At 78.0% G+C, this 2,395-nt stretch carries 3 protein-coding genes and 1 pseudogene; 3 read left to right on the top strand and 1 reads right to left on the bottom strand.

The window, feature by feature from the left end:
* From GT045_RS05580 to GT045_RS05570, 3 genes are all read left to right on the top strand, one after another.
* Positions 1 to 433, top strand: a 433-nt coding sequence (locus tag GT045_RS05580; RefSeq protein ID WP_161333466.1) for a glycosyltransferase, incomplete at its 5' end; no start/stop codon positions are given.
* Positions 430 to 1,083, top strand: a complete 654-nt coding sequence (locus GT045_RS05575; protein ID WP_161333465.1) for a lipopolysaccharide biosynthesis protein — start codon at positions 430 to 432, stop codon at positions 1,081 to 1,083. The genes GT045_RS05580 and GT045_RS05575, both read left to right, overlap by 4 nt.
* A complete protein-coding gene (locus GT045_RS05570; protein WP_161333464.1) occupies positions 1,080 to 2,207 on the top strand; it encodes a GNAT family N-acetyltransferase in 1,128 nt (375 codons plus the stop codon). The genes GT045_RS05575 and GT045_RS05570 overlap by 4 nt, the downstream gene beginning before the upstream one ends.
* Here GT045_RS05570 and GT045_RS39480 read toward each other — a convergent pair.
* A pseudogene (locus GT045_RS39480) lies at positions 2,204 to 2,395 on the bottom strand (hypothetical protein); the annotation flags it as partial. The gene GT045_RS05570 and the pseudogene GT045_RS39480 sit on opposite strands and share 4 nt — an antisense overlap.

The raw sequence follows: 2,395 nt of genomic DNA, 5'->3' as shown, positions 1-2,395 counted from the left end.
GGGGGTCGCCGACCGGGTGCTGTTCGCCGGGGAGCGGCCGTATCTGCCCGACGGCTCACCCGGACCCGGGCTGCCCGCGCTGGCCGCGGCGATGGACGTGCTCGCCGCCCCCTCCCCCGAGGAGGCGTTCGGACTCGCCGTCGTGGAGGCGCTCGCGGCCGGGCTGCCGGTGCGCTACACGTCCTGTCCGGCCCTGGAGGACCTGCCGTCCGCGGCCGCCCCGGACGCGCTGCGGGTCCCGTGCGACGCGGACGCCTACACGCGTGCGCTCGCCGGTGTGCGGGCCGCCGGCCCCCGCCCGCGCTCCGCCCCCGAGGCGGCCCGCCACTACTGCGTCACCCGCAGCGCCGCCCGGCTCATGGAGGTCTACGCGGCGGCGCTCGCCCACCCGGTCCCGAAGTCCCGTCCCCCCGAGAAAGTCGGCCCCTCATGACCCAGAACCACACCCGGCGCCCCCGCGCCTCCCGCCGCTCCCCGCTCCGCGCGCTCCCGCCCTGGTCCCTGGTGGCCGCCGGCGTCGTCGCGGGCGGCCTGCTGGGCGGCGGGTACGGCGTGCTGAGGGCACCGGAGTACACGGCGACCAGCTATGTCGTCGCCGTCCCCGGCGATCGGTCCGACACCGCCACCGCCCTCGGCTTCGCGCAGGCCTACGGCCGGGTCGCCACCGAGATCGCGGTGCTCGGCGACGCCCAGGCGCGGGCCGGGGTGCCGCTGGCCACCCTGCGGGAGAGCGTGCACACGGCGACCTCGCCGGACGCCCCCATGGTCGCCGTCTCCGCCACCGCGACCCGCCCGGCCGAGGCCGCCGACATGGCCAACGCGGTCGCCGGCGCCCTCACCCGGCACGCGGACGCCGCCAAGGCCGCCACCCATGTCGAACTCCTGCAGTTCAGCCGCGCGGTGCGGCCGGCCGAACCGGCCTCGCCGTCCGCCGGGGTGACCGGGCTCGTCGGCGCCGCCGCGGGCGGGCTGCTCGGCGGCCTGGCACTGCTGGTGCGGCCGGGGCGCCGGGGCGAGGAGGAGCCCGTGCGGGCCACGGTGCCCGGACCGGCCGTGGCCGCCGACGCGCACGGCCGGCTGTGACCGCCACCGCCACGGCGCGCACCGCGAGCCCCGCCCTCACCGTCGAACTCGTCACCGACGAGGACGCCTTCGCCGCACTGGCCCCGGCCTGGGGGCGCCTGTTCGGGCGGTGCGCCGCCGCGACCCCGTTCCAGAGCCACGCCTGGCTGCACTCGTGGTGGCTGTCGTACGGCCGGCCCGGACGTTTGCGGCTGCTGGTGGTGCGGGCCGGCCGCGAACTGCTCGGCGTCGCGCCGCTGATGCTGGTGAGCCGGCCCCTGCCCGCGCTGGTGCCGCTCGGCGGGGCGATCTCCGACTACACGGACGTCCTGCTGGACGACACCGACGACGGGCGGGCGGCCGGCGCGCTCGCCGAGGCCCTCGCCGACGTGGCCCGCACGGCCCTGGTCGACTTCCGTGAGGTGCGCCCGGGCGGCGCGGTGGAACGGGTCTACGACCGCTGGCGCGGGCCGCGCCGTACGGTGCCCGACTCGCCCTGCCTGGAACTGCCCGCCGCGTCCATGGACGAGCTGATCACCCGGTTGCCGTCGGGCAAGTCCGGCCAGCGGGTACGGGCCAAGCTGCGCAGGCTGACCGCGCTGGGCGTGCAGCGGCTGACGGTCGGGCCGGACGAGGTGGACGCGGCGCTCGGCCGGCTGCTGGCGCTGCACCGGTTGCAGTGGCAGGGCCGGAAGGTGACGAGCGAGCATCTGCGGCCCCGGTTCCGGGAGCATCTCGTGCGGGCGGCGGGCCCGATGGTCCGCTCGGGCAACGCGGTGGTCACCGAGTTCCGGATCGACGGCGAGGTGGTGGCCGTCGATCTGACTCTGCTGTCGGGCTGCCTGGCCGGCGGCTACCTCTACGGTGCCCACCCCGGCCTGCGGGAGCGGAAGGCGGACGTGGCGGTGATGCTGCTGGACGCGTGCGCCGAGCACACCGGGGGCGGCGCACACGGCACGCTGAGCCTGCTGCGCGGCGACGAGCCGTACAAGCACCACTGGCGGCCCGAACGGGTGGTCAACCAGCGGCTGCTCATGGCCCGCGGGCGCACCGCCCCGCTGCTGACGGCCGCGCTGTGCGGGGTGACCGCCCGGCAGCGGGGCAGGGAGGTGCTGCACCGGTGGCGGGATCGCGGGCAGGACTAGCGCGTCCGCGGCCACCGGCCGTAGCGGACGCAGAGCTTTCCGCCGAGCCGGCGCTCGATCCAGTCGCTCAGGCCCAGCGGCGCGCAGGCGGCCGCGGGCCGGGGCTCCGGAGCGACGGGCGCAGCTCCGGGCGTGGACACCGGGGCCGGTGCGGGGGCCGGGGGCTGGGCGGGAGTCGGGATCTGGGC

The sequence above is a fragment of the Streptomyces sp. SID486 genome (assembly GCF_009865385.1).
Lineage (GTDB): Bacteria > Actinomycetota > Actinomycetes > Streptomycetales > Streptomycetaceae > Streptomyces.
This window is presented reverse-complemented; position numbering and strand designations above follow the sequence as displayed.